This is a genomic window from Micromonospora sp. MGP-C2, from assembly GCF_057766525.1.
In genome coordinates, this window is record NZ_JBYMEN010000002.1 from 3,584,950 (window position 1) to 3,607,335 (window position 22,386).

At 71.1% G+C, this 22,386-nt stretch carries 24 protein-coding genes; 13 read left to right on the top strand and 11 right to left on the bottom strand.

From position 1 onward, the window contains the following. Positions 1 to 7 precede the first annotated feature (7 nt). From AC3CF1_RS16230 to AC3CF1_RS16260, 7 genes are all read right to left on the bottom strand, one after another. Positions 8 to 1,657: a protein kinase domain-containing protein gene (locus AC3CF1_RS16230; protein ID WP_488450754.1), complete on the bottom strand. Its 1,650-nt coding sequence runs from the start codon at positions 1,655 to 1,657 to the stop codon at positions 8 to 10. Between the two features lie 71 nt (positions 1,658 to 1,728). Next, positions 1,729 to 3,291, bottom strand: coding sequence for a fused MFS/spermidine synthase (locus AC3CF1_RS16235; RefSeq protein WP_488450755.1), 1,563 nt, complete (start codon positions 3,289 to 3,291; stop codon positions 1,729 to 1,731). Between the two features lie 36 nt (positions 3,292 to 3,327). Beyond that, on the bottom strand, positions 3,328 to 4,332 hold the full coding sequence (locus AC3CF1_RS16240; protein ID WP_088950304.1) for a coiled-coil domain-containing protein: 1,005 nt from the start codon (positions 4,330 to 4,332) through the stop codon (positions 3,328 to 3,330). A gap of 248 nt (positions 4,333 to 4,580) precedes the next feature. Then, positions 4,581 to 5,390, bottom strand: a complete 810-nt coding sequence (locus AC3CF1_RS16245) for an inositol monophosphatase family protein (RefSeq protein WP_327646841.1) — start codon at positions 5,388 to 5,390, stop codon at positions 4,581 to 4,583. Then, the gene (locus AC3CF1_RS16250; protein ID WP_088950306.1) at positions 5,383 to 5,835 is read right to left on the bottom strand and encodes a response regulator; all 453 of its coding nucleotides are present in this window, start codon (positions 5,833 to 5,835) and stop codon (positions 5,383 to 5,385) included. The genes AC3CF1_RS16245 and AC3CF1_RS16250 overlap by 8 nt, the downstream gene beginning before the upstream one ends. Then, complete coding sequence (locus AC3CF1_RS16255; RefSeq protein ID WP_354982807.1) at positions 5,832 to 7,556, bottom strand: sensor histidine kinase; 1,725 nt, start codon at positions 7,554 to 7,556, stop codon at positions 5,832 to 5,834. The genes AC3CF1_RS16250 and AC3CF1_RS16255 overlap by 4 nt, the downstream gene beginning before the upstream one ends. Continuing rightward, entirely contained in the window at positions 7,553 to 8,797 is a 1,245-nt protein-coding gene (locus tag AC3CF1_RS16260; RefSeq protein WP_488450756.1) for a PP2C family protein-serine/threonine phosphatase, read from the bottom strand. Before AC3CF1_RS16260 ends, AC3CF1_RS16255 begins: the two co-directional genes overlap by 4 nt. 245 nt (positions 8,798 to 9,042) lie before the next feature. Between AC3CF1_RS16260 and AC3CF1_RS16265 the strand changes: the two genes are divergently transcribed. Continuing rightward, positions 9,043 to 11,463, top strand: a complete 2,421-nt coding sequence (locus tag AC3CF1_RS16265; RefSeq protein ID WP_488450757.1) for a M28 family peptidase — start codon at positions 9,043 to 9,045, stop codon at positions 11,461 to 11,463. A gap of 52 nt (positions 11,464 to 11,515) precedes the next feature. Here AC3CF1_RS16265 and AC3CF1_RS16270 read toward each other — a convergent pair whose 3' ends face one another. The 3 genes from AC3CF1_RS16270 to AC3CF1_RS16280 form a co-directional block, all read right to left on the bottom strand. Beyond that, the gene (locus tag AC3CF1_RS16270; protein ID WP_488450758.1) at positions 11,516 to 12,457 is read right to left on the bottom strand and encodes a threonine/serine dehydratase; all 942 of its coding nucleotides are present in this window, start codon (positions 12,455 to 12,457) and stop codon (positions 11,516 to 11,518) included. 104 nt (positions 12,458 to 12,561) lie between these two features. Further along, positions 12,562 to 13,578 (bottom strand): hypothetical protein, encoded by a 1,017-nt coding sequence (locus AC3CF1_RS16275; protein WP_488452089.1) that lies wholly within the window; start codon positions 13,576 to 13,578, stop codon positions 12,562 to 12,564. 143 nt (positions 13,579 to 13,721) lie between these two features. After that, a complete protein-coding gene (locus AC3CF1_RS16280) occupies positions 13,722 to 14,342 on the bottom strand; it encodes a GNAT family N-acetyltransferase (RefSeq protein ID WP_488450759.1) in 621 nt (206 codons plus the stop codon). Between the two features lie 104 nt (positions 14,343 to 14,446). Here AC3CF1_RS16280 and AC3CF1_RS16285 point away from each other — a divergent pair, with 104 nt between their 5' ends. Next, complete coding sequence (locus tag AC3CF1_RS16285; RefSeq protein WP_488450760.1) at positions 14,447 to 14,803, top strand: hypothetical protein; 357 nt, start codon at positions 14,447 to 14,449, stop codon at positions 14,801 to 14,803. 228 nt (positions 14,804 to 15,031) lie between these two features. Here AC3CF1_RS16285 and AC3CF1_RS16290 read toward each other — a convergent pair whose 3' ends face one another. Continuing rightward, positions 15,032 to 15,571: a GNAT family N-acetyltransferase gene (locus tag AC3CF1_RS16290; RefSeq protein WP_488450761.1), complete on the bottom strand. Its 540-nt coding sequence runs from the start codon at positions 15,569 to 15,571 to the stop codon at positions 15,032 to 15,034. A 298-nt stretch (positions 15,572 to 15,869) separates the two neighbouring features. Here AC3CF1_RS16290 and AC3CF1_RS16295 point away from each other — a divergent pair, with 298 nt between their 5' ends. The 11 genes from AC3CF1_RS16295 to AC3CF1_RS16345 all read left to right on the top strand — a co-directional run bounded on the left by AC3CF1_RS16295 (position 15,870) and on the right by AC3CF1_RS16345 (position 22,317). Next, complete coding sequence (locus AC3CF1_RS16295) at positions 15,870 to 16,343, top strand: protease complex subunit PrcB family protein (protein ID WP_488450762.1); 474 nt, start codon at positions 15,870 to 15,872, stop codon at positions 16,341 to 16,343. A gap of 271 nt (positions 16,344 to 16,614) precedes the next feature. Beyond that, complete coding sequence (locus AC3CF1_RS16300; RefSeq protein WP_488452090.1) at positions 16,615 to 16,884, top strand: tyrosine-type recombinase/integrase; 270 nt, start codon at positions 16,615 to 16,617, stop codon at positions 16,882 to 16,884. Between the two features lie 559 nt (positions 16,885 to 17,443). Beyond that, positions 17,444 to 18,070 (top strand): hypothetical protein, encoded by a 627-nt coding sequence (locus AC3CF1_RS16305; RefSeq protein WP_488450763.1) that lies wholly within the window; start codon positions 17,444 to 17,446, stop codon positions 18,068 to 18,070. Beyond that, positions 18,070 to 18,336 carry a hypothetical protein gene (locus AC3CF1_RS16310; RefSeq protein WP_488450764.1) on the top strand — a complete coding sequence of 89 codons (267 nt, stop codon included), beginning with the start codon at positions 18,070 to 18,072 and terminating at the stop codon, positions 18,334 to 18,336. The genes AC3CF1_RS16305 and AC3CF1_RS16310 overlap by 1 nt, the downstream gene beginning before the upstream one ends. Beyond that, positions 18,333 to 18,542 (top strand): hypothetical protein, encoded by a 210-nt coding sequence (locus AC3CF1_RS16315; protein WP_488450765.1) that lies wholly within the window; start codon positions 18,333 to 18,335, stop codon positions 18,540 to 18,542. Before AC3CF1_RS16310 ends, AC3CF1_RS16315 begins: the two co-directional genes overlap by 4 nt. Then, positions 18,539 to 19,498: an ABC transporter permease gene (locus AC3CF1_RS16320; protein WP_488450766.1), complete on the top strand. Its 960-nt coding sequence runs from the start codon at positions 18,539 to 18,541 to the stop codon at positions 19,496 to 19,498. Before AC3CF1_RS16315 ends, AC3CF1_RS16320 begins: the two co-directional genes overlap by 4 nt. Beyond that, the gene (locus tag AC3CF1_RS16325; RefSeq protein ID WP_488450767.1) at positions 19,495 to 19,692 is read left to right on the top strand and encodes a hypothetical protein; all 198 of its coding nucleotides are present in this window, start codon (positions 19,495 to 19,497) and stop codon (positions 19,690 to 19,692) included. Before AC3CF1_RS16320 ends, AC3CF1_RS16325 begins: the two co-directional genes overlap by 4 nt. Continuing rightward, entirely contained in the window at positions 19,689 to 19,853 is a 165-nt protein-coding gene (locus AC3CF1_RS16330) for a hypothetical protein (protein ID WP_488450768.1), read from the top strand. Before AC3CF1_RS16325 ends, AC3CF1_RS16330 begins: the two co-directional genes overlap by 4 nt. Further along, positions 19,850 to 20,293: a DUF3307 domain-containing protein gene (locus AC3CF1_RS16335; protein ID WP_488450769.1), complete on the top strand. Its 444-nt coding sequence runs from the start codon at positions 19,850 to 19,852 to the stop codon at positions 20,291 to 20,293. Before AC3CF1_RS16330 ends, AC3CF1_RS16335 begins: the two co-directional genes overlap by 4 nt. Positions 20,294 to 20,311: 18 nt before the next feature. Continuing rightward, on the top strand, positions 20,312 to 20,482 hold the full coding sequence (locus tag AC3CF1_RS16340) for a hypothetical protein (RefSeq protein ID WP_488450770.1): 171 nt from the start codon (positions 20,312 to 20,314) through the stop codon (positions 20,480 to 20,482). 95 nt (positions 20,483 to 20,577) lie between these two features. Next, positions 20,578 to 22,317, top strand: coding sequence for a helicase HerA domain-containing protein (locus tag AC3CF1_RS16345; RefSeq protein WP_488450771.1), 1,740 nt, complete (start codon positions 20,578 to 20,580; stop codon positions 22,315 to 22,317). Positions 22,318 to 22,386 lie beyond the last annotated feature (69 nt).

A 22,386-nucleotide genomic window follows, 5' to 3' on the forward strand; every position in this document is an offset into this window, starting at 1 on the left:
CCCTTTGTCACTTTCCCGCTTTTCCCGGGCCACCACCCGGCCCTTTGCCCTTGCCGGGCTTCTCAGGCTTGGCCTTGGGGCCACCCGAACCCGGGCCGCCGCCAGCTGTCGCCGCCTTCGGCGGGGCCTTGGGTGGTGTCTTCGTCGTGGTGGCGGCTGTGCGCGCCGGGGCGGTGGACGGCGTGCTGCCGGCCACCCCGGAGACGCGTACGCCGCAGGCCACGTCGCCGAGCCGGAACTCGACCGGCAGCTGGTTCGCCCCGCTGTACGTGCCGGTGAGGTTGAGCTTCTCGGCCGCGCCGGGCGCCAGCGTGGTGCGCTCGGCCACTGGCCGGACCAGCACCGTGTTCCCCTGCTGCTGCACCGGCGCGGGCTCCGCCTTCGTAACGGTCTGCTGACCGGGGAAGGTGAAACTCATCGCCCAGTCCCGCAGCTCACTCTCACCGGTGTTGGTCAACGTCAGCTCGGCGGCGAAGTCGGTGCCGGAGTCCGTGCGCAGCGCGTACGCCACCTCGCACGGCACCTTCTCCGGCAGGCCCATCCGGGCCTCGGTGGTCGGCCGGCCCTCGCCGCTGGCCGGGGTACGCGAGGTGAACCCCCACATCACGCCGGTGACCGCGATCAGCCCGACGGCAGCCACCCCGGCCTCCACCCGCCGACGACGGCTCACCCGCTGGCGGACCCTCTGGTCCCGTTGGCGGGTACGGGAGATCGGCAACGCGTCGGTCTCCGCCGACCAGGGCAGGATCGTGGTGCCCGCGCTGGCGAGCGCGGCCGGGTCCAGCGGCCCTCCGGCCGGGGAGACCGGCACCGCCGCCAGCATCCCGGCCGCGTCGGCGAGGGTCCTGGCCACCTCGGCGGTCGCCGGCCGGTCCGCGGGTTGCTTGGCAAGGCAGCGCCGCACCAGGTCGGTCACCTCGTCGGGCAGCCCCGGCACCTCCGGCATCGGATCCGGGTCGGTGTACATGTGCGCCCGCAACATCTGGGTCGTGGTGTTGGCCTGCCACGGCAGCCGGCCGGTGAGCATCCGGTAGAGCAGCAGCCCTACGGCGTACACGTCGGTGGCCGGGGAGACCTGACCGTTGTCCAGCCGTTCCGGGGCGAGGTACGCGGGGGTGCCCAGCAGTGTGCCGTCCGGCCCCTTCTCGCTCTCCCCCACCAGCGCGGAGATGCCGAAGTCGACAACCTTGACCCCGGTCGACGTGAGCATCACGTTGCCCGGTGTCACGTCACGGTGCACCACACCGCGGGCGTGCGCGGTGGCCAGCGCCGAGCTGACCTCCGCGCCGATGGTCATGGCCTCCCGCCAGGGAAGCTGGCTCTCCCGGCCCAGCCGACTGGCCAGGGAGGTGCCGTCGATCAGTTCCATCACCACGTACGGCACGGTCAGCCCGACCTGCTCGGACTCGCCGTAGTCGTACACATTGGTGATGTTGGGGTGGCAGAGCCGCGCGGCGGCCTGCGCCTCGATCCGGATCCGGTGGCGGAAGGCCCGGTCGCTGGCCAACCGGGAGGCCAGCACCTTCACCGCGACCTGGCGGCCGAGCACCTCGTCGTACCCGCGCCAGACCACCGACATGCCGCCCGCGCCAAGCTGCTCGATCAGCCGGTATCGCTGATCGAGCAGTTGCGCACCGTTCCGGTCCCCACCACCCATGGTGTGCGTTGTTGCCCACAACCAACCGACCTACACCCGGAGGATCGGAATCGGTCAGGATTGTCACTCGTTCAGGCGGTCGCCAGCAGTTGGTCCACCGGGGCGAAATCGTCGGTCAACACCATCGCCCCACCGACGAAATCCGTCAGCTCCGCGCCGGACAGCAGGCTGACCTTGGGGTCCACCTCGCTCAGTCGGGTGCGGACGGCGTCCAGCGGCAGCGGCGCGTCGGAGCCGACGATGACGAAGTTGGAACCCTGCTCCTCGGCGAGCGCCTCCGGCGGCGCGATCAACGCGACGTGCCGGAACTCGGCCGCCACGGTGGCCAGCTCGGCGCGGATGAACCGCAGCGGTGGATAGTCGATGACGTTCTGCACGTACACGCCGCCGGGGCGGGTGACCCGCCGGACCTCGGCGGCCATCTCCCGGGTGGCCAGGTGCCAGGGCACCACCAGGTGACCGAACGCGTCACCGACCACCAGGTCGCGGCTGTCCGTCGGCTCGCCGACGACCAGCATGCGGGCGTCGCCCACCACCGTGCGCAGCTGCGGCCCCGGGCGTACGCCCAGCTCCCGCTCGCCCAGCTCGACCAGCCCGCCGTCGATCTCGAACACCACGTTCTCGGTGCCCGGCCGGGTCGCGGTCAGGTAGGTCGGCACGGTGAACCCGCCGCCGCCCAGGTGCAGCGCGTCCAGCCGCTGACCGGCCGGCGCGGCGACGTCGGCGACGGCGCCGATCCACTTCGTGTACGCGTACTCCAGGTGCTTCGGGTCGGCGAGGTCCACGTACGAGTGGTGGGCCGAGTTGAGCAGCAGCGTCCGTCCGGTGGGCCGGTCCGGGTCGGCGGTGACCCGGGCGCAGTGGTAGGCCGTCTCGATGTCGCACGGGTTCGGCGCCACGGTGGTCAGCCCTGCCCCGACCAGGCCGAGCACGGCCAGCGCGGCCCGGGTCCGGGCCGGACCGGGCAGCTCGGTGGGCTCCTGCCGGCGCAGGTACCAGCCGAGGCCGAGGCCGACCAGCCCGAGCGCGACCGCGAGGGTCAGCAGGATGACGGTGCTGCGCAGCGCTGCGACCAGCACGAAGCCGGTGAGCAGGGTGGCGGTGATGCCGCCCAGCGTGCCGATCCCGGAGAGTCGACCGACCACCTGGCCGGTGCGGCGCAGGTCGGCGAGCTGGAGCTTCACGACCAGCGGGGTGACGGCCGCCAGCAACGCGGCCGGCACGAACACGGCCAGCGCCACCAGCAGCAGGATCGCGCTGGCCGCGCCGCCCCGCAGCACCTCACCGGCGTACCGGACGACGGGCAGGGTGATGGCGGTGGCGATGCCGGCCAGCACCAGCGCCGGTGCCAGCAGGCCACGCGGGTTGCGCCGGTCCGCCAGCCAACCACCGGACCAGGCCCCGTACGCGATAGCGGCCAACGCGATGCCGATCACCGAGCTGGTCACCTGGAGGGTCACCCCGACGTAGGGGCCGACCAGGCGCAACGCGACGGTTTCCAGCACCAGCACGGCGCCGCTGGAGAAGAAGACCAGGAAGGCGGCCAGGCCGTTGGGCAGCGCCCGGCCGATGACCGCAACGGGCGGGGCCGAGGACGCCTGCGGGGCCGCTACGTCGGACGGTGGGGTGCTCATCGTCGCGATGGTACGCAGCGAAGCTGGTGCTCCGGGTCAGTACATCGAGAGATGAACATGGTTCGTGTGGGATGCGGCGGGGCTGCCACTGCCGCTGTACGAACGCCACCCCGTGCCGGGGTGCCAGATCTGCCTGTACCAGATCACGTAGAGCACGCCGAGACGGTCGGCGTTTCGCACGTGCCAGGCGGCGAGGCTGTCGCCGTACGCCTTGTCGCCGCCGGTCGCGTTGCGATCCTCGAAGCCGTTCGTGGCGGCCGCGAAGTCGCAGGCACGCCCCTTCGGGTGCTCGCCGCCGCCGCCCTCACGCTTACAGGAGACGTGCCGCTTGTAGCCGGCCGCCTGGGTCTGCTTGAGCGCGTTCAGGGTGCGCGGGGTGATGCAGCCGGAGGTGGTCGGGTCCTTCACCGAGCACGACTCCGACGGCCAGGACCCGTCCGAGTTGCGGGGTGCCGGCTTCGCCGAGGTGGAACTGCCGCCGCTGAACCCGTTGCTGCTGCCCGAGCTGACCTCGGCGAGCGCCGCCTCGGCCTCCTTCTTCTTCTTCGCCATCACGGCGAGCTGCTTCTGCTGCTCACGGACCTCGGCGTCGATGGCGATCTTGGCCTGCTGCGCCTGCTCCCGAGTCTCGACGAGGTCACGCAGCCGCTTGCTGTCGCGCTGGGCCATCATGTCGAGGTCGCTGACACGTTCCAGGAACGCCTGCGGCGTGCTGGTGTTGAGCAGCATGGTCGCCGGGGTGAGCCGGCCGACCCGGTACGACTGGGCGGCCACCTCGCCGACCTGGGCGCTCAGCCCGACCAGTCGACCCTCGACCGCCGCCAACTCACCGGTCAACGCCGTCTGGCGACGCTTGGAGTTGTCCAGTTTGGCCTTCGCCTCAATGTGCCCCTTGGCGGTCAGCTCCAACGCGTCCTGCAGCTTCTTGCTGCCCCCCTCGCCGGGCTCCGCGTACGCGGGCACGGCGGCACCGCCGAGCACGAGCGCGACGGCGGCGAGCAGAGCGAACAGAGTGCGGCGACCGAGCCGCGGGCGGAGCATGGTCCTGGGCACGAAAGCGTCCTTCCGTCGACCGCCGGCCCCCGGTGAACCACTGCGCGGCGGCGTCCCCGCCGGCGCCGGTCGGCGGCCTGCTGGCGGAGACCGCCGGTCACGATACCGGACTGCGCGCTGCTGACCATCCCCCTGACCGCCGGGCCGCCCAGATGTCGACAGAGCGTTCCAGTGCCATCGCGCAGAGCGTCCAGAAGCCTCGCGCAGAGCGTCCAGGAGCCCGCGCAGCGCCCGGATCAGGGGCTGAGCAGGGCGTCGCGTACCTCGTTCCAGATCTGCTCGTTGGCCGCGACGAGCAGCCCGCGGCCGTCGTCGGAGGGGTGGTAGTCGGCGCCGTCGAACCTGCGGGCGACGCCACCGGCCGCGCGGACCAGCAGGGTGCCCGGGGCGTGGTCCCACGGCAGGGTGCGCCAGAAGAGGACGAACTGCTGCTCACCGGTGAGGATGTCCAGATATTCGCGGCCGGCGCAGTGCTGGCCGGGCAACAGCTCACCGAGGTGTCGACCGCCGGCGCGGACCCGGTCCCGGATCTCCGGGGGCAGGAACTTTGTCATCGCCGCGCCCCGCAGCTCGCCGAGCGGCGGCAGCGAGGCGGTGGTGTCGACCGGTCGGCCGTTGAGCAGGGTGCCGTCGTCCGCCGAGCCCACGGCGAGGGTGTCGGCGAGCGGGTCGAGGATCCAGCCGGCGTTCGGCCGGCCGTCGGTCAGCAGCGACACCATCAGGGCGAACGGCCGGCGACCCGCGGCGAAGTTGGCGGTGCCGTCGACCGGGTCGACCAACCAGACGTCCCCGCCGTCGCCCAGGTGGCGCAGCAGCGCCGGGTCGTCGGCGACGCCCTCCTCGCCGACCACCATCGAGCCCGGACGCAGTCGACGCAACCCCGCCGACAGCAGCTCCTCGGCCCGCTGGTCGGCGACGGTGACCACCTCACCGTGCGCCTTCTCCGAAACGTCCGCGTCGTCGAGCTTGCGGAACAGTGGCAGCACGACCTGGTCGGCGGCCTCCCGGAGCAGGTCGCCAACGTCGTCGAGCAGGGTGTCAGCCACGCGGCGGCAACTTGACCACGCTGACGAAGAACTCGTCGATCTGGCGGACCACCGAGATGAAGCGCTCGAAGTCCACCGGCTTGGTCACGTAGGCGTTGGCGTGCAGCTGGTAGCTGCGCAGGATGTCCTCGTCGGCTTGCGAGGTGGTGAGCACCACGACCGGGATCCGGCGCAGTTCCTCGTCCTTCTTGATCTCTTCCAGCACCTCCCGGCCGTCGCGGCGGGGCAGGTTGAGGTCGAGCAGGATCAGGTCGGGGGCCACCGCGTCGGCGTACTGGCCTTCCCGCCGCAGGTAGGCGAGCGCCTCGGCACCGTCGGAGACGACGGTCAGCCGGTTACGCAGCTTGTGCTCCTCGAACGCCTCCTGGGTCATCAACACGTCACCCGGGTCGTCCTCCACGAGCAGGACCTCGATCGGGCTCTTGCCATCCGCCGGCGCGGTCATCCCACCGTCTCCCTCATGTCACCCGTTCTACCGCTTTCCGGCGCCCCGTCGGCCAGGTCCGGCTGGTCCGACCCTCCGGACTGCTCCGCCGAGTCTGCCGGATCCTCGTTCGAGGCCGTCGTGTCGCCCGCCGGCGGCGCCTCGGCCGAGTCGACAGCGGCAGCCGCCTGCACGTCCGCCGGGAGCGCCGGCAGGGTGAAGCGGATCGCGGTGCCCTCCGGTACGTCGGTGTCCACCCACACCCGGCCACCGTGGTATTCGACGATCTTCTTGACGATGGCCAGCCCGATCCCGGTGCCCGGGTACGCGTCCTTCGAGTGCAGCCGCTGGAAGATCACGAAGATCTTGTCGGCGAACTCCGGCTCGATCCCGATGCCGTTGTCCTGACAGGTGATCTCCCACTCGGCGCCCACCAACCGGGCCGAGATGTGCACCTTGGGCGGGACGTCCGCGCGCCGGAACTTGATCGAGTTGCTGACCAGGTTGGCCAGCAGGTTGGTGAGCAGCGGTTCCTCACCCGAGATCACCGGCAGGTCCGTCCAGGTCAGCTCGGCGTCGGCATACTGACGCGCGGCCTCGGTCTGGCCGGCCACGTCGCCCATCACCTTGTTGAGGTCGACCTCGACGAAACCGGTGGTGAGCCGGCCGATCCGGGAGAACGCGAGCAGGTCGTTGATCAGGCGCTGCATGCGTTGCGCGCCGTCCACCGCGAAGGCGATGTACTGGTCGGCCCGTTCGTCGAGCTGCCCGGCATAGCGGCGCTGGAGCAACTGGCAGAAGCTGGCCACCTTGCGCAGCGGCTCCTGGAGGTCGTGCGAGGCCACGTACGCGAACTGCTCCAGGTCACGGTTGGACCGGGTCAGCTCCTCGGCCTGCTTCTGGAGCTGGCTGTTGACCCACTCGATGCGCTCGCGGGCAGCCCGCACCTCGGCAAGGTCGGCGGCGATCTTCTGACGCATCGCGTCCACGTCCTCGCCGAGCCGGATGAACTCCGGCGGGCCGACGGTGGCGATGCGGTGCTGGTAGTCGCCCTCGGCGACCTCGCGGACCTGGATGGCCAGGGCGGTCAGTGGCCGGACCACCATCCGGTCCAGCGAGAGCAGCAGGACGGCACCGGCCACCACCACCACCAGGGCGGCGACGATCAGCAGGACGACCAGCACGTTGCTGCTGGTGCGTACGTTCCTGGCGGTCTGTTCCCGGGCGGCCAGGACCTCCTCCTGGAGGTCGTTGACCGCCGTGCGCACGTCGTCGAACTGCTGCCGGGCCTGCTCGGTGACCAGTGCCTGGCCCGCGCTGGTGCCGCTGCGCTCGGTGGTGGTGATCACCGGCTCGGCGACCGACTGCCGCCACTGCGCGATGCGGTCCTCGACGGTCCGCAGCTCCTGGCTGATCTGCGGATAGTTGTCGAGCAGCCCTCGCATCGAGGCGGTGACGCTCTTCTCCTGGTCGAGCCCCTCCCGATAGGGGATCAGGTCGTCCTGGTCACCGCTGACCGCGTAGCCGCGGATCGCCGTCTCCTGGTCGAGCAGCGCGTTGAGCAGCTCCTGGGACTGCACCCGCAACGGGCCGGTCTCGTTCAGGACGGCGTCGATCTGGGTGCGGTTGCGGGCGGCCATCGCCGCCTCCGCGCCGGCCAGGGCGATCAACAGGAAGCCCACGACGGTGAGCAGGCTGATGACCCGGCGGCGCAGACTCCAGCCGCCGACCACCGGCTTCACCGGCCACCACCCCGGCTGACCAGCAGCATGGCCACGTCGTCGGCGAGCGCGCCACCGTTGAGCCGCTCGGCCCGGCCGACCAGCCAGGCCGGCAGCTCGGGCAGCGACACCGACCGGTTGGCCGGCTCGTCGAGCAGCCCGGTCAGCCCCGGCACGTCGAGGCGTTCGTTGCCCGCTCCCACCCGCCCCTCGATGAGGCCGTCGGTGTACATCAGCAGGGACCAGTCATCGGTGTCGAACTCCAGGTCGTAGGCGATCGGCCGGCGGGGTCGTACGCCCAGCAGTCGGCCGCCGGGCGCGGGCACCGGGGCGACCCGGCCGCCGGAGAGCAGCAGCGGCGGCGGGTGCCCGGCGAGTCGGACGGTGGCCCGGTTGGCGTCCAGGTCCAGTCGGGTGGTGGCCACCGTCGCGAAGATCTCCTGGAGGCGGCGCTCACTCATCAGGACCTGCTCCAGTGCGGGCAGCACCTCGTCGTCCGGCACTCCGGCGAGCACCAGGGCCCGCCAGGCCACCCGCAGTTCCACGCCGAGCGCGGCCTCGTCCACCCCGTGCCCGCAGACGTCACCGACGATCAGGTCGATGCGGTCCGGGCGGGTCTGCACCACGTCGAAGAAGTCCCCGCCGATCAACGCGGCGTGCCGGCCGGGGCGGTAGAAGGTGTGCACCGCCACCTGGTCGGTCGTCATGAGCGGCTGGGGCAGCAGGCCGCGTTCGAGTCGCGCCGACTCGGCCTGACGCAACTCGACCTCGCGCAGCCGTCGGGCGTTCTCGTCGGCGCGCTTACGCTCAACGGCGTAGCGCAGCGCCCGGGTCAGCAGCACCCCGTCGACCTGACCCTTGACCAGGTAGTCCTGTGCGCCCTCGGCGACCGCCACGACACCCAGGTGCTCGTCCGAACGGCCGGTCAGCACGCAGACCGCGGCGCCGCTGGACATCTCCAGCACCTGGCGCAGCCCGTCCAACCCCTGCGCGTCGGGCAGGCCCAGGTCGAGCAGGACGCAGTCGACGTCGGCGATCCGCTGCCGCGCCTCCCGCAGGCTGGTGGCGACCATCAGGTCGATCATCGAGTTCGTCTCGGCGAGCAGCTCGCCGACCAGGAAGGCGTCGCCCTCGTCGTCCTCCACCAGCAGCACCCGCAACCGCTCGCCAGGTGGCAGGTTGGCGTGCCGCGCCAGACCGCCGTGCGGGTACGGCACTACTGGGGAACCGGTCAGACCGGCTCCCCGGGTCGGCCGGGTCACCGCCGCGAGGCGCGGGAGTTCGCTGGTGATGTCGGGCTCCTTCCGAGTGCCCTGCTGATCCTGTATTAGACAACGGTCGCACACAACACGATGACTCCGGCGGGGGCGGGGGCGGTCCGCATCACTGCCCGTCGGATGACAAACCGGGCGGGCGGTCGATGGGGGGCCTACCGGCCGTCCCATCGGTGACCGCTGACGGGCAGGATGGTGCCACCCCAGGCCCCACCACCCCCCGAGGAGTTCCCGTGGGCGCACCCACCACCCCGGCCACGACGGGCACGCCGGCCCGTCCGGCTCCAGGCGTACCCCCTGCCGACCGGGCCCTGACGCGACCTCGCCGGCGGCTCCTGGCCGCCGCTGCGGCTCTGGTCGCGCTGGCCGCCGTCGGCGCCGGCAGCCTGCTCGACCTGCGCACCCCGGCGCCGAAGCTGGCGGATGCGCCGGCGGGTGAGTTCAGCGCCAGCCGGGCGTACGAGGACGTCCAGGTGATCGCCGCCCGGACGCACGTCGCCGGCAGCCCGGCCAACGACCAGGTCCGCGCGCACCTTGAGCAGCAGTTGCGCGGCCTGGGCCTGGAAACCGAGGTGCAGGACACCGTGGCACCGGAGGCCGGCCAGCTCAGCGGGGCGGCGGGCGGGGCGACAGTGGCCCGCGTACGCAACGTGGTGGCCCGGCTGCCCGGCACCGACTCGACCGGTCGGGTCTTCCTGGCCGCCCACTACGACTCGGTGCAGACCGGGCCGGGTGGCAACGACGACGCCGCCGGCACCTCGGCCATCCTGGAGGTGGCCCGCGCGCTGACCACCGGCCCCCGGCCACGCAACGACATCGTCTTCGTGCTCACCGACGCCGAGGAGGCGTGCCTGTGCGGCGCTGCGGCGTTCGCCAGCAGTCACCCGCTGGCCGCCGACGGCGGGGTCGTGCTCAACCTGGAGGCGCGGGGCTCCACCGGGCCGGTGATCATGTTCGAGACGTCCCGGAACAACGCGAAACTGGTGGACATCTTCGGCCGGGCCGCACCGCACCCGGTCGGCACCTCGTTCGCGGTGGAGATCTACCGGGCGCTGCCCAACGACACCGACTTCACCGCTTTCCTGGACCAGAAGTTCATCGGGCTCAACTCGGCGTACATCGACGGTGGCGCGATCTACCACACACCGTTGGACACGCCGGAGGCCATGGACCGGGGCAGCCTCCAACAGCACGGTGACAACGCGCTGGGCCTGGCCCGGGAGTTCGGCGCGACCGACCTGACCGAGCTGCGCTCCGGGCACGACGCGACCTACTTCCCGGTCCCCGGCGGCCTCGTCCGCTACCCGGGCACACTCACCCTGCCGCTGGCCCTGCTCGCGGTGGCGGCGGTCGCCGCGCTGGGCTGGCTGACCCGTCGGCAGGGCCGGGCCAGCGTCGGCCGGCTCGCCGCCGGCTTCGGGCTGGCCCTGGTGCCGATCGTGGTCGCGCCGATCGCCGCCCAACTGCTCTGGCTGGCGATCACCGCGATCCGACCGGGGTACGCGGAGCTGCTCGACCCGTACCGGCCGATCTGGTACCGCCTGGCCGTCGTGGCGCTCGCCGCCGCCATCCTGTTCGCCTGGTACGCGCTGACCCGCCGCCGGATCGGCCCGGCCGCACTCGCGGTCGGCGGGCTGGCCTGGCTGGCGCTGCTCGGAGTGCTGCTCGCCGTGGCGGTGCCCGGCGGGGCGTACCTCACCACAGTGCCGGCGCTGGCCGGCGCCCTCGGTGGGCTGGTCGCGCTGCGTACCCGGCAGACCGGGCCGTGGCCGGTGGTGGCCGTGACCGCCGCCGCGGCCGTCGGTGTGGTCATCCTGCTGCCCACCGTGGTGCTGCTCTTCCCCGCGCTGGGGATGGGCATGGGCGGGGTTGCCGCGCTGGTCGCGGTGCTGCTCGGCCTGACCGCCCTGCCGGTGGTCGACCTCCTGCACCCGCAGGCCGGCGGCCAACGCGGCCTGCTGGCACTGCGGGCCCGACGGCTCGGCGTGCTCCCGGCCGCCGCTACGGCCGTAGCGGCGGTGGTGCTCGCCGGGGTCGGGCTGGGCGTCGACCGCTTCGACGCCGACCATCCCGCGCCCACCCACCTGATGTACGCCATGGACGCCGGCACCGGCCAGGCCCGCTGGCTCAGCCACGAGAGTGACCCGCAGTCGTGGACGGACGGCTACGTGGACGGGACGGCCGACGTCGGCGACGACTTCCCCGGGCTCGGCGACGGTGAGCTGCGGGCCGGGCCGGCGCAGCCGGCGAACCTGCCGGCCCCGAAGCTGGACGTGGTGGCCGACGCCACGGCTGGTGGAGAACGCACGCTGCGTCTGCGGCTCACCCCGCAGCGGGCCGCCCGGCTCGCCACCCTGCACGTCGACACGTCGACCGCCACCGTGCTGCGGGCCGAGGTCGCCGGGCGACCGGTGCCGGTGGAGCCCCGCGAGGGCAAGTGGGGCTTCGGGCTGGTGTTCCACGCCCCGCCCACCGAGGGCATCGAGGTCACGTTGACAGTGCGGCCCATCGCCGGGCAGGTGGCGTTGCGGGCCATGGACGCCAGTGACGGGTTGGACGCGCTGCCCGGCTTCCGCGCCCGGCCGCCGGCCGTCGGCGTCGTCGGGTCGCACAGCTCCGAGATGCTGGCGGTCGCCCGCACCTATCCGATCTGACCCGAAGCGGCCCGGCGGAGTTCCTCGTCCGCCGGGCCGCCGCTCTTCGGCGTCAGTGCGGCGCGGCCGGGCCCAGGTCGCTGGGGTCGGTGTTGCCGCCGCAGACGATCACTGCCACCCGCTCCCCCGCCTGCGGCACGTACGCGCCGCCGACCAGCGCGGCCAGCGCGGTGGCGCCACCGAACTCGGCGGCGACCCTCAGCTCCGACCAGAGCAGCCGACGCGCCCGCACCAGATCCTCGTCGCTGACCAGCACGGACACCACGCCGGTCCGGCTGGCGGTGTCGAACGCGATGTCGCCGATCCGCCGGGCACCCAGTGAGTCCGTGGCGATGCCGCCCACCTCGATGTCGACCGGTCCACCCGCCTTCAGCGCGGAGTGCAGGGTGGGGATCTGCTCGGGCTCGACCGCGACGACACGTACCGCCCCGTCGAACCAACTGGCGATGCCGGACACCAACCCGCCGCCGCCGACCGCCACCAGCACGGTGTCGATCCCGTCCACCTGCCGTTCCAGCTCGCGGCCGACGGTGCCCTGACCGGCCACCACCTCCGGCTGGTCGTACGCGTGCACGACCAATGCGCCGGTCTCGTCCGCCCGCTGGGTGCTCGCGGCCAACGCCTCGGCGTAGTGCTGGCCCACCTGCCGCACCTGGGCGCCCAGCCCGGCCAACCGCTGCACCTTCACCGGCGAGGAGGTCACCGGCACGAACACCTCCGCCGGCACGCCCAGCGACCGGGCCGCGTACGCAACCGCGAGGCCATGGTTTCCGCCGGACGCGGCGATCACCCCCGTCAGCGGCAGCGGCCCCTGGAGCATCCGGTTGAACGCGCCGCGCGGCTTGAACGAGCCGGTGTGCTGGTGCAACTCCAACTTGAGGCTGAGCTGACCGGACACACCCAGGTCGGCGCCGTCGACGGTGATGACCGGGGTTTCCCGCACCCGCCCCTGCACCAGCGCGGCCGCCGCCTCGACGTCGTTTCTGTTCACCATGGGAAACGCCCTTCACTACGACCGTCGTCGGTGAGCCATCCTATGGAGCTTCGCCGGCCATCCTTCGCCGATGCCCTCTGCGACAGTGGCGGGATCCGCCCACGTCAGCGCGGTGGATGGTCACCGCGGTCGGCGGCGCGGCGCAGCCGGCGGTGTTCGGCGGTCACCACCCCCAGCAGGGCCAGGTCGAGCGCGACCACGGCAACCGCACCGAACTGGTTGACAGTGAAGTTGAAAACCTGCCCGAACAGCAGGTTGACCAGCAGCGCGAGCTTGAAGAACCGGAACGCCTCGGGCCGGTTCGGGCGTAGCAGCCACGCCGCCCGCAGGCTGAGCACCGCCGTGACCAGAGCAGTGGCGGTGACACCCACCACCGCGCCCCACTCGCGCTCCTGGTCCAGCTCTCCGGTCACACCGTCCAGCAGCACCGCCACCATGATCAGCACCGGCTCCACCACCAGGTAGACCAGCACCAGCCAGACCAGCCAGCGCTGCCTGGTCGCCCAGACGGCGAGATGCCGGAATCGGTCCGCCGCGCGCTGCCAGAACCGGACCGGGGACGGTTCCCGCCGAGGCACCGTGTCCAGCAACTGCTCCATGGCCGCCTCGGTGGCCGGCCCGGCACCCCGCACGAGACGCCGTACGTCCGCCCGGCGCCGGTCGGTCAGCCCGGCGGGCAGACCGCTGAGCACCATGTCCAGCGCGTTGGCGGTGCGCTCGGCCGAGGTCAGCCGGGACCGGCCGGTACGTCCGCGTACCGCCTGGGTGAGCAGGACGAGCAGGGCGAACGCGACGTAGATGATGGCGGCGGCCGGGGCGTAGAAGTAGTCGGTGCCGGTGGTGACGAACTTGCCCACCTCGTCGATGAACAGCCCGAACCCGATGCCACCGACCACCGCCCCGGCTGTACGCGGCCATTCGCCGAGGAAGACCAGCGGGATCCCCAGGCCGACCGCGAGCAGCAGGCCGCCCCAGAGCACATGCGCGATGTGCAGCCCACCGCCGCCGAGCTGCGGATAGTTGGTGGCCTCCAGGTACGCCCGCAAGGCCAGCACGGTGACCACGCCGGAGAGCACGAACGCCTGGAGGTGGGACGCCGCCTCAACCGCACGGGTCGGCAGCCTGCGGGCCAGCCACCCAAATCCGGGGCGGCGACGCGCCGGTCCACTTGACGTGCCCCGAAACCTGGTAGCCACGCGGATCCCTGCCCTCGTTACTGCTCGTCGCCGCCATCATCTCGCTCGGATGACCGAGACCGCAGTCGCTAACTCACTCTCTTACCGAGGGAAAGACCGGCGGCGGTGTAGCCGTGCCGGCTGTAGAAGCGCACGGCATCGACGTTGCGGTGGTGGATGCCGGCCGACAAATACGTGATCCCCCGGCCGCTTGCCCACCGCTCGGCCGCCGTCAGCAACGCTGATCCCACGCCAAGTCCTCTGGCATCGGGCAGCACAACCGTGTGCACCTGGGCCGACGGCTCGGGACGCAGGATCTGATGCTCGGGCGGATCGGAATGCCGCAGCACCTCGACCATCCCGACGACCTGGCCGTCACGAGCCTCAGCAACGAGGACGCCATCTTGTCCGGCCTCGTCGGCCAGCATCGCGGTGAAGTGGCGCACTACGGCGTCACGTTGCGGAACGCGGTAAATGGCGGCGTCGAGAGCAAGGTGCGCCTGAGCGTTGGACAGGCGCAACTCCACCAGCGAAGCAACGTCCGCCAAGCGCGCCGGCCGAACCGTCAGCGGTGACTCCTGCATCATCCCGATCCTAGGACCGACGCGGCCACTCAGGCGTCCCAGCCACGATCGCCAGGACTGGAAATGGCGCGTCGAACAGCCCGGGAAATGATCGAGTCCGATCATCACGCAATGGAGCTGGGCCATCCGGCAGCGCCCGCAGCGCTGGTCCCGCCGCCCCGCCGGCCACGGCTCTCGCCCGGAAGCTCTGGCGGGCTGACGTCGCTGTTGCGACAGCGGATACTCCAGCGATGACTCTGTCGGCGCCACGCACCGACCTCGCCAACGACAAGGCCGACGCGCGCTCCTCGTTCCTGGTGCTGATCAGCTGGTACGGAGCAGTCGTCGTGACGTTCGGTCTGTTCCTCGGCACGCTCTCCGACTCGGTCCCGGCGGACTGCGGCGAGGTGTGCGACTCCGAACGATCGGACATGCTGATGTTCGGGCTCTACGTAGCCCTGCCGGCGATGTTTCTCGCGCTGCTGGTCAGCCTGGTGACGCTCGCAGTGCTCATGTCCCGCACCCGGATCCGCTCGTCGGCCCTGGTGGGCACCCTGTCCGCAGTGCTTCCGCTGGTCATGTGCGGTCTCCTCACCGCCAGCCTCTGACCGCGCTGACCGACCGCTGCGGCGTCACACGAGGCGCTGAATGCGGACCTTTGGACGCTCGTTTCTCAGGTGGCCGTGCTTGTGCTGGCGAACCTGCTCGTCCCAGACCGGCATCGCCGGCAGTCTGTGTCCGGTCTCGGGACCTGCGTGATACTCACCGATCGTTAGTGGAGATGAGCGTGATGGAACCTCACTGGGCTCCGCCTAGCAGTTTGCTCCAGCACCAGCTCAAGCAGATGGCGTGACCGGGGACCGCAGGCCGAGCCACTGCTCGGCGTTCCATGCCTGGAACCGCTCTACCTCCGTGAACCCCAGCTTTGCAGCAAGGCGCATCGAGCCGACGTTGGCGGTCTGGGTGGCGAGCACCACCGGCTCGCCGGGAAGGACGCCGTCGAACCAGTCGAGTGCCGCCCCGCACGCCTCGGCGGCGTACCCGAATCCCCACGCCTGCGGCAGGAACAGATAACCGAGGTCGGCCTTTCCCATGGCAGCTGGGCGACGGTTCCCCGTTGCTCTCCTGAGCAGGATCTGGCCGATCATCGCACCGTCGAGATCAACGACGAAGCTCCCGGGCCATCGTTCGGGCACCCCGGGCACCTCGCGCTCAAGCTCGCCACGCGGGCGGGGACCGCCGAGGTAGATGTTCACCTCTGGCGACGCCAGCAGCTCGATGAAAGCCGCACGGTCCCGGGCCTCGGGCTCACGGAGCACGAGCCTCTCAGTCCTGATCGGGGCAGGCGGCCAATCGACGGCTCCCAGGTCTGCCATGGGCGCAGACTAATTGTCTCTTGGGTAGTTCTCTAGCCGGACGTGTTACCCATGTCCCGAGACTGGCCTGTCATGCAGGTCCTGAGACCCGACATCGCCGGCAGCCGGGCTTGTCGGGCTCCAGTTGATCCGTTACACATCAGCAGACTTGAAGGGTGACAGTCGGCTGAACCTTCGTAGCGGTGGCGCAGCGGGTCACCAGCTGAGAGGTCCGAGCCGCCCGGAGTCGGCTGAGCGGTTGATGCGCAGACGCCGAAGCATGCCAGATAATCATGCCTGACGATCCGGGCGGGGGGTCATGCGACGACTGCTGGGCATGGCCCTGGTGATGGTCATCTCGATGGCGGGGTGCACGGGATCCGACGGCGAGGCCGGCGAGCCCGTCGGGTTCCGCGCGCTGGCGGATGACGACGTCTCCGACGACCACGTGGCAGGGCTGTTCGTGGTGCGGACGCAGCCCGAGTGGGAGCAGCGCTGGCAGGGGTTGATGGCCATGCGGGGGCAGCCGCCAGCACCGCCGGCCGTCGACTGGACGACCGAGATGGTGATCTTCTACGTGCTCGGCACCAAACCCAGCGGCGGCTACTCCGTCAGGATTGACGAGATCTCGAAGCGGGATGGTCGGTTGACGGTACGCGTCGAGGAGTCACGGCCCGGCCGGTCGTGCGGCGCAGCCGCCGTGCTGACCAACCCGTTCCATGCCGTGACCACCCCGGCCAGTGACGCCTCCGTCGAGGTCGATCTTGACTCCAACTCCCACCGCTGCAAGTGAGGCGCGGGGCCGGCGCGGACCGGCCGCTTCGTGCACCAGGCATCGCCGGCAGCCGGCATGTCCTGTCACGGGACCCATTCGACACGCCGTCCCACCAGAGGCTTGACGGTGCCCTAACCTGCCGGCGTGAACGTCTACGAAGACACCGTCGTCGGTAAGCCATGATGCTGGTACGCGCGTCCGGCCACCTGGTCACCCTCGAAGGCGTCGGAGTCTTCGTCGCTGAACAGGACAGCTAAAGAGGTTCAACTCCGGTGTCTGGAAGCCCGCGATCCGGACGACCGGCATCCCCAATGACCGACATAACGGGATGCACGTCCTGCGGCACACCTACGCCTCGGTCCTCCTGGATGCCGGGGAAAGCATCAAGGCTCTGTCGGCCTACCTGGGCCACGCGGACCCGGGCTTCACCCTCCGGACCTACACCCACCTACTGCCGGCCAGCGAGGATCGCACCCGCCGGGCCATCGACAAGGCACTCAGTGGGCAACAGGTCGGTGAAGACGCGCCGCAAGCCCTTGACGGCCTGGACACGGCATGATCATGGTTCATCGGCCCTGGCAGCGGCTTGCTATGCAGGTCAGCGACTATGCCGCTCCTACTTCCAGCGGAAGTAAAGCCCGATCTTGCCTGACCAGCAGAAAGGGCCGGAACACCGGCCCTGACCTGCGGTTTTACGTCTCTTGTTGTCCCGGGCAGTCCCTGCCCGTCCCGGTGGTCAGTGCCCCACATGTGCCCCAAACTCAGGGTGACTCTTCCCCTGCGTTGATCACGGCAGGTCGTTGGGGCATCTTCGCGCCCGGCACCCGCAGGTACCAGCGAATGAAGTCCCGGATGAGGGATGACCGGTCGGCACCCTGCCTGCTCGCCGCTGCGCCGAACCGCTCCCAGACGTCAGCGTCCACGCGGATTGGTCGCGTCGGTGTGCCTCTCGTGGGTGCCACGTCATGTCTCCAAGTCATCGAAGTTGACCTGAGGTTAGTCCCTTGCGGTGTAGCTACACAAGCCGCTAGGGTGTAGCTACACCTAACCCAATAAGGCGGCCCCCGGCAGCGTTCGCAGCGCTAACCGAGGGCCTTGATCGCCCCAGGAGGCGACCCGTGAAGATTCTTGCATCCGCGTCCGTCCCGCCGGCCAACCGGCTCATCGACGCCGACACGACCAACCTGACCGCGATCCAGCGTCCGGCCGACATCCGCCTCCCGATGAACACGGCGTACGCCGGGCGCGTCGAGGCGGACGACCTGGCGCTGATCCAGGCCGCGCTGGCCGCCAACCCGACCGCCGTCCGCGAGCTGGCGAACGCGATCCGCGCCGAGCAGGCCGCAGAGGACCGGTACGCCGAGGGCTACGCCGATGGGCTCCAGCGGGCGCTGGCCGCCCGGCCCCCTGCGTGCCCGTCGTACTGCACCGAGGACCACCGGGGGTTCGTCGACATGGTCGACGGCTTCTCCGTCGGCCTGGGCCACGAGGTCGTCGTGCTGGACTCCACCGCCGACGACCCGGCCACGACCGTGCAGTCGGCCACGGCGCGGGTGCTGGTGGAGTCGACCAGCGAGCGCGGCGAGGTCGTCACCCCGACCCGCGTGGTGCTCTCGATCGCTGAGGGCACCGACGGGCACTACCCGGGCAGTGAAGGCGTCCAGGGGTGGTCCGGCACACCCGCCGAGGTCGAGCAGCTGGCGCACGCGCTGCTGTCCGCCGCCCGCATCGCCCGTCACGCCTGATGGCCACCGCCGAGCACCCGGAGTGGTGCGTGCCGTCGCTGCACGTCGACGGCTACCACCGAGCCGAGCCGCTGCGCATCCGTCAGGGCCTGTTCGCGGTGTTGCAGCAGCACCCGACCCAGCCGCCGCGCATCTCCCTTGAGTGCTGGGAGGGCGAGGGCGACCGCGAGCCGTCCCAGCGGATCCTGCTCGACATTCCCGACGGGGCGGCGCTCGCCGACGCCCTGATCATGATCACTGACCGCCTGTGGGGTGAGAAGCCGTGAACGAGTACGAGCTGCTGTTGCTGATCGTGGGTGGCGGCCTGGCCGTCCCCGCCGCTGTCGGGCTGATCGCCCGGCACCTCGTCCACCGTCACGCCGACCAGTACGGCCAGGCGCACGCCGCCAAGGGGCAGCTTGAGGTGGCCACCGCCGAGGCTGCCCGCCGTGCCGCCGTGCGGCGCCTGCTCGACAGGGAGATGGCCCGATGACCGCCCCCGCCGTGAACGGCACGAAGTACCCGCAGCCCGTCGAGGCCCTGCTGCCGGAGGCTCGGAAGATCCTCAAGGAGTTGGGCGAGGTGCCGGCCCGCAACGAGCTGATGCGCCGGTTCCGGATCGGTGCCCCGAAGGCGCAGGAGCTGCGCGACCTGCTGATCGCCGAGAGGGCCCGCGAGATCATGGCCCGAGACACCACGACCTACAACCTGGCCCGGGGCGGCACCGGCGGCGCATCCGACGCCGACCTGATCGCCGCAGCCCGGCGGGTCGAGGCGGACCCGACCGCCTCGGACTACCTCCGGAGTGAGGCGCACGACCTGCTCCAGCGTCACGCTGAGCCGGCCGTCGACCCGTGGGACTACGCCGAACCGATCGGCCCGGACCCGCAGCCAGCCCCGGTCGTACCCGAGTCCGTGCCGCTGGTCGCACCGGATCCGACCCCCGTCGTTACGCCGGTGGTTGCCGAGCCGGTCGCGCCGGTCAGTCACCCGGGCACGGAGGCCGAGTCCAAGCCGCGCCGGCCGCTCGCGGTGTGGCCCGTGATCCTGCTGGCGCTGCCGGCGTTCGTGGCCATCTGGTCCGGGTGGGTGGAACTCGGCGAACTCGCCGGGTTCGGCGTCGTGCACCCGCTCCCGGGGATCTGGGACGACTTCTCCCTCAACTCGGCCATCACCCTGCCGATCGGGGTGGAGACGTACAGCGCGTACGCCTCATACGTGTGGCTGTCCGGGCGGGCATCGGCCCGGCTGCTGCGCTTCGCGAAGTGGTCGGCCATCGCCTCGCTGCTCGTCGGCGCGCTCGGCCAGGTCGCCTACCACCTGCTCGCGGCGGCCGGCGTGACGTCGGCCCCGTGGCAGATCACCACCGCGGTTGCCTGCCTGCCGGTGGCCGTGTTCGGCATGGGTGCCGGTCTGGCGCACCTCGTGCGAGAGGACGCCAAGCGATGAGCTGGGAGGACCGGACGCCGGACGAGAAGAAGAAGGCCCGCACCGAGGCCCGCCGCTACAGGGCCACCGACGACAACCACACCTACGAGGTCGTCACCAGCAAGGGCACGCGGCTGATCGCCAGCGGCATCAACTCCGCGAGGGCCCTCGCCGGCAAGGACGGCACCTACAAGCGCAAGGGAGACGCCCGATGAAGCGCGGGCCGGGCCTGTTCCTGGTCATGGCGATCGTGCTCGTCGGCCTGGCCGTGGTGGTCGACGGCCTCTCCCGGGTGACGTGCGTATGCGCCGCGATCACCTGCCTGCTCGCCTGGGTCAAGCCCAGCAGCACCAACCGGAAGGACGGCAAGCGATGACCGGGACGTTCGCGGCGGTGTTCGTCGCCCTCTACGCCGCTCACCAGGTGGCCGACCACTGGATCCAGACCCAGCACCAGGCCGACCACAAGGGCCGCAACGGCTGGGTGGGCCGGTGGAACTGCGCCAAGCACGTCGCCACCTACGGCGCGACGCAGCTGGTCGCCCTGGCCCTGCTCGCCGCGGTCACCGGGTGGCGGCCGGCGCTGGTCCCGGTGGTGCTCGGCATGGCCGTCAACCTGGCCACCCACTACATCGCCGACCGGCGGACCCCGCTGTTCCGGCTGGCCCTGGCCACCGGCTCGGCGGTGTTCTGGAAGCTCGGCACCCCGCGAGCTGACCGGGACGACAACCCGTCGCTTGGCACCGGCGCGTACGCCCTCGACCAGTCCTGGCACATCGGCTGGCTGTTCATCGCCGCCCTCATCATCGCCGCCTGAGCGGAAGGGACCAATCCAATGCAGGTATCACGAGACATCCTCACCGCCGGCCTGAAGCGCGCCTACGTCTACCAGGTCGGGGACAAGTTCGAGGGAATCTGCACCGGCTGCGGCTGGAGCGTCACGAAGATCGGGCTGGCCCCGGCACTCGTGGCCACCAGCGGGCACGCCGGGAAGTGCCGGGCCTGATGGCCGAGAACTGACCCACCACGAGCGCGGGGCCCGGCCCAACCTTCCCAAGCCCGGCCGGGCCCCGCTTCCCCCACGAAGGAGGAAAGATCAGCATGGCAGATGACATCGAACGCCTGGTCCGCCGGCTACACCGCCGGCGGATCGCTCTGCGCCTGACCTACCGCTACCTCGCCGGCCGGCCGCTGTCCGGGCGCGACGGCTACCCGTACCGCCACCGCGGTGCCGGCCGGCTCGCCGGCTGGCAGCGGCAGGCGTTCCGCCTCGGGATGCCCACCGCCGCCGGGGTGGCCGTTGCCCTGCCCGAGCAAACCCTGACCGGCGCGTCCCTGCTCGGCCTCGCCGCCGCGTGGCGTGGCCGGCAGCGTCTCGTGCAGCGCCGGTTTCACCGCGAGTACATCGCGCCGACCCTCGCCGCGATCATCCCGCCGCTCGGGCTACAGACCGGCGTGCAGCTGCACGTAGACCCGACGCTCGGCAACCTCACCCCACGGCTGGCAAAGCCGCTCTCACCGGCCGAGGAAGCCCTCAGGCTGTTCTACGGCGAGCGGATCGAACCGGTGCTCCGCTGGCTGCCCGAACGGGCACAGCGCGGCGCGTGGGCCATCCAGCGGCAGGCCCAGCCGCTCACCCGCCGCCTGGAGGTGTTCCGCCGCCCCGGCGAGGAACTGGGCCCGCGTATCGAGGTGCTGATCGACTCCCCGTACCTGACGAAGGAACAGCGACAGTTGGTGTCGTCCATCATCGGCAGCAAGATCCCCGTCTCTGACCTGGTCGAGTCGTGGCACCAGATCGGCCCGAAGGTCCGCGCCCGGTGGACGGTGCGCAAGCGCCCCCCGGCGAAGGTCGGGCACGACCAGGTCGCCGCGCACTTCCCGAAGTTGCCCGACTGGGAGTTCTACATCGGGCAGGGCTCCGGTGACGTGCCGGTCGTCATCTCCCTGCGGGAAGACTCGCCGCACATCGCCGTCAGCGCCGGCTCCGGCGCCGGTAAGTCGGTGCTGGCCCAACTGATCGCCGTGCAGGTGCTCGCCCGGCGCGGGCGGACGACCATCCTCGACCGGAAGGGCTCGCACCGGTGGGCGCTCGGGCAGCCCGGCGTCGACTACTGCTCGCGGCCGGAGCAGATGCACAACGCGATCCTGCGCCTGGCCGCCCTGGCGGACGAGCGGAACACCCTCGCCATGCACGAGGAAGAGGACTGGGATCCCGGCCCGCGAGAGCTGGTCATCTGCGAGGAGCTCAACGCCACCATCGGCCAGCTGGCGAACTACTGGATCGAGGTGCGGGAGAAGGGAGAGCCGAAGCGGTCGCCGGCCATCGCCGCACTGGCCGATCTGCTGTTCATGGGCCGCTCGGCGAAGGTGAACGTTCTGGCCATCGCGCAGATGCTCACCGCGCGGGCGATCGGTGGCCCGGAAGCCCGAGAGAACTTCGGCATCCGGTGCCTGGCCCGGTACACGGCGAACAACTGGAAGATGCTCGTTCCCGAAGCGTCGATGCCGCGGGCATCCCGGACGCTGGGCCGGTGGCAGATCGTCATCGGTGGACAAGCCACAGAGGTTCAGGTGGCCTACCTGACGACCGCACAGGCACGCGCCCTCGCCACGTCCCCGGCAGACCCTGATAAGCCGCTGACCAGCGATGTCCCCGGGGACGGGGACATGATGACCTTGCGGGACGCCATCGACGCCGGGGTGCTCCCCTGGTCGTACGAGGCAGCCAAGAAGCGGATGCAGCGGCGAGTCGGGAAGGTGCCCGAGGCGCGAGGCAGCCGGGGCAACGCCGACCTGTACGCCCGAACCGACCTCACCGAGTGGGCCGGCAGCAAGTAACCCAGCACGACGAATGGCCCGCCAGGCGCAATCCTGGCGGGCCGTTCGCTGTCTGTGATGAGGGTGGGG

Bases quoted from the DNA above. Each gene is read 5' to 3' on its own strand.
- AC3CF1_RS16280 (WP_488450759.1), bottom strand. From the start codon at position 14,342: ATGGCCCAGCTCCATTGCGTGATGATCGGACTCGATCATTTCCCGGGC.
- AC3CF1_RS16330 (WP_488450768.1), top strand. From the start codon at position 19,689: ATGAAGCGCGGGCCGGGCCTGTTCCTGGTCATGGCGATCGTGCTCGTC.
- AC3CF1_RS16310 (WP_488450764.1), top strand. From the start codon at position 18,070: ATGGCCACCGCCGAGCACCCGGAGTGGTGCGTGCCGTCGCTGCACGTC.
- AC3CF1_RS16240 (WP_088950304.1), bottom strand. From the start codon at position 4,332: ATGCTCCGCCCGCGGCTCGGTCGCCGCACTCTGTTCGCTCTGCTCGCC.
- AC3CF1_RS16230 (WP_488450754.1), bottom strand. From the start codon at position 1,657: ATGGGTGGTGGGGACCGGAACGGTGCGCAACTGCTCGATCAGCGATAC.
- AC3CF1_RS16290 (WP_488450761.1), bottom strand. From the start codon at position 15,571: ATGGCAGACCTGGGAGCCGTCGATTGGCCGCCTGCCCCGATCAGGACT.
- AC3CF1_RS16285 (WP_488450760.1), top strand. From the start codon at position 14,447: ATGACTCTGTCGGCGCCACGCACCGACCTCGCCAACGACAAGGCCGAC.
- AC3CF1_RS16340 (WP_488450770.1), top strand. From the start codon at position 20,312: ATGCAGGTATCACGAGACATCCTCACCGCCGGCCTGAAGCGCGCCTAC.
- AC3CF1_RS16335 (WP_488450769.1), top strand. From the start codon at position 19,850: ATGACCGGGACGTTCGCGGCGGTGTTCGTCGCCCTCTACGCCGCTCAC.
- AC3CF1_RS16320 (WP_488450766.1), top strand. From the start codon at position 18,539: ATGACCGCCCCCGCCGTGAACGGCACGAAGTACCCGCAGCCCGTCGAG.
- AC3CF1_RS16345 (WP_488450771.1), top strand. From the start codon at position 20,578: ATGGCAGATGACATCGAACGCCTGGTCCGCCGGCTACACCGCCGGCGG.
- AC3CF1_RS16250 (WP_088950306.1), bottom strand. From the start codon at position 5,835: ATGACCGCGCCGGCGGATGGCAAGAGCCCGATCGAGGTCCTGCTCGTG.
- AC3CF1_RS16270 (WP_488450758.1), bottom strand. From the start codon at position 12,457: ATGGTGAACAGAAACGACGTCGAGGCGGCGGCCGCGCTGGTGCAGGGG.
- AC3CF1_RS16325 (WP_488450767.1), top strand. From the start codon at position 19,495: ATGAGCTGGGAGGACCGGACGCCGGACGAGAAGAAGAAGGCCCGCACC.
- AC3CF1_RS16295 (WP_488450762.1), top strand. From the start codon at position 15,870: ATGCGACGACTGCTGGGCATGGCCCTGGTGATGGTCATCTCGATGGCG.
- AC3CF1_RS16235 (WP_488450755.1), bottom strand. From the start codon at position 3,291: ATGAGCACCCCACCGTCCGACGTAGCGGCCCCGCAGGCGTCCTCGGCC.